The following is a 5,586-nucleotide window of genomic DNA, read 5'->3' as shown; positions in this document are numbered from 1 at the left end:
TTTGGATCGTTATCATATGATGGTGTTGGAACGTTTGGAATTGGAACACCTGTTTCATCAATCGGAATGAGCTTGCCAACCGTCTTGTAGGTTACGACCTTAGTAACATCACCACTTTCTGGAGTTACTGTCTCACCTGTAACTGTTGCAATATCCGCAACATAGCCTGTGACAACTGGTGTTTTCACATCTGCAAAGGTAGCACTAGACTCATTCCACTGAGTTGTTGATTCTCCCGTTACTGTATTTAGTGTCTCCACTCCAGTAAAGGTTACAGTTTCTACATGATCTGCTGGAGTAGCAGTTCCTGCTCCTTGGTAAGTTACTATTTGGGTTACTGTCTTAGTTACCGCTTTAGTTGTCACATCTGGTTCATAAACATACGTTACGACAACATTACTTGAATCTGTTGTCCCAACAGCATTAACTGGATTTTCTTTAAGATGGTAACCAGCTGGAATCTCAGTTGGAGTTAATCCACTGGTACTATAGGCGTCACCTGATTTAACTGTTACAGTAGTTGAAGCTTTAAGTGGTTTACCCTCTCCGTCTACCCAGTTTGTTGTCACATCAACATAGCGTTGAATGTTTAATTTATTGATTTGTGACGTGTTATAGACGACACCTGAATGATCCCCTGTAAAGTAAGATTGCAAATCAAGTGTGGTATTAGTGACACCATCTGCCATGGCAGTTACTTTATATGGTACCATTCCAGCTGCTGAAGCTGATGGTACTAATTGATCAGATTTTAATAAAATTGATTTGATTGCTGACCAATCTGTCACCTGATCTGCTGTTACATAATTAGCGATATCGGATGCAGAAATTTCACCATCAGTATTGTCCAATTTGCTGGTTGAGAATAAGAGAGTACCGTTTCCGCTATCCCCGGTTGTTTCAACTGTACCTGCTCCAGTCACAGTAATGGTAACAGCATCACCATCTGCAACATTTGGTAAGTTAATCACATTATAAGAGTAAGCCGATGTGGAACGGTCTGTCAAAATATTAACCAGACGAATCGTGCCTGTAGTATCAGTAACATTGTTATTATCTGAATAATTATTGCTAACAATATTATCCGTTGGTTTAGCAACATTATAGGCTAGGCTATACTTACCATCATCTTCTGTTTTAATACCATTTAATTGACCATAAGCTGATGGATACGTGAAACTGTAATTAGCTTCTTCACTATTAGGGTACCAACCTCTTGTTGATAAGACGACATTATGTGTAGAACCATCTTTTAACGTGATTTCACGCATATCCCATGCGTAATTGCTCGTGTAGATCTTGTCATCATTTATTGCCATAATCAATGACATATCTTTAGGGGTATTAAAGGCACTACCACGATAAATGTAGTTGGCAGGCAATTGGTCTTCGTTAGCAATCAATTGCACTGGTGTATCATGACCTTTAGCACTCTTCAAATAAATAGGAGCTTGATAAGATGGAGTCGTTGGCAAGCTAACCTTGAGCATCCGCTCACCATTAACTCCGATATAGCCAAGATCCTCAATGGTGCCATCTGTATAAGCTTTACCATATTGATATAAAGCTAAGTCATTTACATCGACAAGATCAAAACCACGCGGAACAGACACAAAATAACTTGTTGGCGTTGTACTTGTTGTCCCATTGATTGAATTACGGAAATTATAAGTGATTTGAGCTAAATTACCACCATCCGTTGAGGTTGGTTGATAGCTAGTCTTGGCAAAATCTTCAATAACCCCCGTAAATTGAACTTGTTTCGCGTTCGGATCAACAATTGGAAGAGACATCGAACCAGTCTCATTAGCACCTTGATCGGAAGTTACTGTGTAGCTATAGTCAGCTGTAGCTGTATTCTTCACTGAAGATAGGATAGCATTTTTGGAGAATACTAACTCAACTTTTGATCCTGCTTGAATTTCAGCATAAGTAAAGTCAATACTCTTGATATTAGAACCATCTTTGGCTACCCCTTTAGCGATGGCAGAATCACCAATCAACAAAAATGTATTATTCACATTGTGAGGACCTAGAGTGCTTGACGTGCGTAAGTTTACTACTGTACCATCTGTCAATGTAACACTGACAGCCCCTAGGACATTCTCAGAACTTGTAGTAAAGGATAAGTTATACTGACCTTCGCCACCTCCAAGAACTGTTCCTGGCTCAACATCCACGTGTACTTTTACATTTGTTTGTGTAACATTTCCGGAGTTATAAACTTGAAGTTTACGCGTGTCTCCATATTCATAAGTAAGATCATCACTTTGATGAGTACCGTCAGCAGTTCCATTATCAGTATAGATATTACCTGTATTTGCCTTAAAGCTAAGCTCTAGGGCTGATTTTTCAGTAGCAGAAACTGGAAGACCTACTGCCAAGTTACCAGTCGCAACCAAGTCCGCTTCTTTTGAACGCTCACCATCCGTATTTGTGGAATAGTAAGTCACAGTAGCAGAAAAGTTATTGTCAGCTCCTGATAAGTTGTTTTCATACGTTCCCCAGAAAATCAAATTGCCTGTATTCAAATCTGTTTTAGATTTATTGAAGGTAATTGTCACAGGAGTTCCAGCCCCACCTTCTTGAGTTACTGTAAGGTTCGTACCATTAGAAAGCGTATTAAAGCCTGCTGTGGTATCTCCTGTTGGAGTCGTAGATACAAAACCAAATCCAGAGTTTGAATCGGTATCTAATTTAAATCCTGCAGGAACATTTACAACTACAGTTCCTGCAAAATTGTCACCATCATTTATACCATTATTTTGTAAGTTAATACCGACCGCATATTTATGACCTTTAACTAAATTTCCGTTAGCACTTTGATTTTGGTCAAAATTGATGTTTACCTTTTCAACAGTAGCTGGTTGCTGTGCAATTGTATAGTCTACACCACCAACTTCAATACCATTTCTCTTAACAACAACATGGTACTGTGCCCCTGGTTTTAAGAATGACCAGTCTGCAACTGTCGGTACTAATTTGACATTAAACTCAACAGAAGCAGTTGTATTAACCGTATATTCAAAGGTTTGTGTTGATCCAGACTTACTTGTAACATACTCTGGACTAGCCGAAGCTGATGATATACTCACGTCATAAATACCACCAGTCAGATCACGATCTGTAGATGCTGAAAAGATATAAGGTACTTCTACTGTTACCTTATCCCCTATAATCGTAGGAATAGAGATATTTACATTACGAGTGCTATTATCTCCATGAGTTAGCGTAACACTATTAGAATTAGCATTATCGTCCACAACGGTTGCACCAGTCGTTGTGTTAGCTCTAAGGCTTGTTCCAGTAGGGATAGGTTGCCCTTGATTTCCAAAAGTAACTTGGCGTAAGGTGTTTTGCTTTCTAGCTTCTGCTAAAATTCCTTCAATTTCAGTCGGAGTCAGAGCGCTTGATAAACGAGCCTGATATTGTGCTTTAACCTTAGCTGGTAATGCTGTAAAGTTCTCTAATGTGGTCGTTACTATTTGACGCTCTTTTTCTGTGCTTTCTGAAAGTGCTGAGGAACTGCCAGAAACGGTTGATGAAACTGTGCTATCGCTTACCTCTGATGTTGTATTCTCAACCTTATCTGAGGATACTTCGCTCTCATCCGCTACAGCTTCTGATGACTTTTCGGCTACTTCTGAAGCCGAAGTTGTAGGTGTTTCGACTGCTGTCTCATCATTAGCAAGTTGATCAGAACTTTCCATTGACTCACCCGCATCTTTAGTTGCTACAGTGGCTTGTTCAGCCTCATTTTCGACCGCTACAGTTGCTGAATCGGTATTTTGCGACTCTACTTGCACTGATGGTAGCGCATTTGATTGTGTTTCATCCGCATTAACAGCTGGAGCTGCTGCTCCAACAATCACGGCACCCAACAATACTGATGCAGCACCAAATGAATACTTACGAATCGAAAATCGTTGCTTATGTTTTCCTTTATAAAACATAACTCTCTCCTTCTTTCAAAATTCTAATAACTAGTTTGCAAGAGTAATAGCTGACCTTACACTACACCGATTTTACAAACTATTTATCGTACTATATTTTTCTAAAATTGTAAACCATATTGCATATAATAGAAGACTTTCTGAAAATTTAAGGAATGTCAATCATAGCAATTACGACTAACATGACTCTGTAAGGAGCGCACTCCTTGTGCTCCAATAAATACTGGGAAAGGAAAGAGGCTAAAAAAGCTCGTTTTACAAGATATTGACCTATATCTCCATTTTCTGCTAGGTATGAATAAAGCAAAGTATCACTCGTTTAGCTTCATCAAGATACTGATCGCTATTCAAAAGCGAATTCAGATACTCTATCCAAACATTTGTTCCCTTATGAAAGACTCATGATCAACTGACATGAATTAAGAGTCTTTCTCATCTCCCCATACAGTTTGTTAGACATTCTCCTTATTTGATCACCCTTTCTGAAATTTCTCATTAAGAAAAACATTTTCAAAATTGGAAGTGTTTTATTGCTACTTAGCACTAGGTTATAAGAGCAGTTCATTAAGCTTCATCATCTGCTTTTTTCTTCTTACCAAGAAGGAAGGCACCAAGTAGAGCGGCACTACCTCCTAGAAGCGCTGCTTCAGAGAAGTCATCACCTGTGTTTGGCAATCTATCCTTACCATGTGTCATAGACATCGATTCAGAAGCAGATTCGCTTACTGACTCGGAAATGGATTCAGATACGGACTCGCTCACTGATTCGCTGACTGACTCGGAAATAGATTCAGATACGGATTCACTTACTGACTCAGAGATGGATTCAGAAACCGATTCACTCACTGACTCGGAAATAGAGTGACTTATGGATTCCGAAGTGGATTCTGATACCGACTCGCTCACTGACTCAGAAATGGATTCAGATACGGACTCGCTCACTGATTCACTAACAGACTCAGAGACTGACTCACTAATGGATTCTGAAAGTGAGACACTTGCTGATTCCGATTCAGACAAAAAAGCAGACGCACTCAATGACTCTGAGCTCGACAATGATAAGGAACCCTCATCAACACTAGCTTCCTTTGTCACTTCGGTCGCTGTTGAAGACTCTGCTCCTGTGTCTGTTGCAGTCGAGCTACTTGAGGACATCACAACAACATCAGTCCCTGCTAAGGCGTCTATAGATGTTTCAGTCTCAACGACTGGAGTCTCCTCAGCCATAGCTGTCTGACTAGCTACACCACCTGCAGCAATTGCGCCCAGTGTTGCTGCACTTTTTAAGATATGGTGTGAAACAGAAACATCTTTTTTTGACACGAGACTTGTGGAATGTCTCTCCAAAGTTGTTGCCAACTTTTTTGTTCTTCATATTTTCCTATTTTCTCCAATAATTTAGTTCCTTACTCATCTCCTAAAAATAATTAAAACACCCACTATACTATAGTATACATCCCCTCCCCCCCGATTTGTCAAGTTTTTTGATACTTTTTCCTGAAATGTTTTTAAAAACTTTTCAAACACTTCTAAAACAAAAAAGACAGAGCTTATTCTGAACAGCTCCCTGTCAAGTAGACAGTGAAATAATAAAATGATTAAGCAACCTGATTCCTGAATTCAAAAGGAGTCA

2 protein-coding genes are annotated in these 5,586 nt (G+C 39.5%); both read right to left on the bottom strand.

All coding sequences use genetic code 11. From position 1 onward, the window contains the following. Nucleotides 1-3,953 (bottom strand): mucin-binding protein (locus AALA56_RS06570; protein ID WP_369909308.1); only part of this gene is annotated, 3,953 nt, incomplete at its 3' end. A gap of 564 nt (nucleotides 3,954-4,517) precedes the next feature. Further along, nucleotides 4,518-5,276, bottom strand: a complete 759-nt coding sequence (locus tag AALA56_RS06565) for an LPXTG cell wall anchor domain-containing protein (RefSeq protein ID WP_369909307.1) — start codon at nucleotides 5,274-5,276, stop codon at nucleotides 4,518-4,520. Nucleotides 5,277-5,586 lie beyond the last annotated feature (310 nt).

The organism is Streptococcus hyointestinalis, assembly GCF_041225505.1.
In the GTDB taxonomy this organism is placed as follows: Bacteria; Bacillota; Bacilli; order Lactobacillales; family Streptococcaceae; genus Streptococcus; species Streptococcus hyointestinalis_B.
The sequence above is the reverse complement of the archived record's forward strand: the minus strand, read 5'-3'. Positions and strand labels throughout refer to the sequence as shown.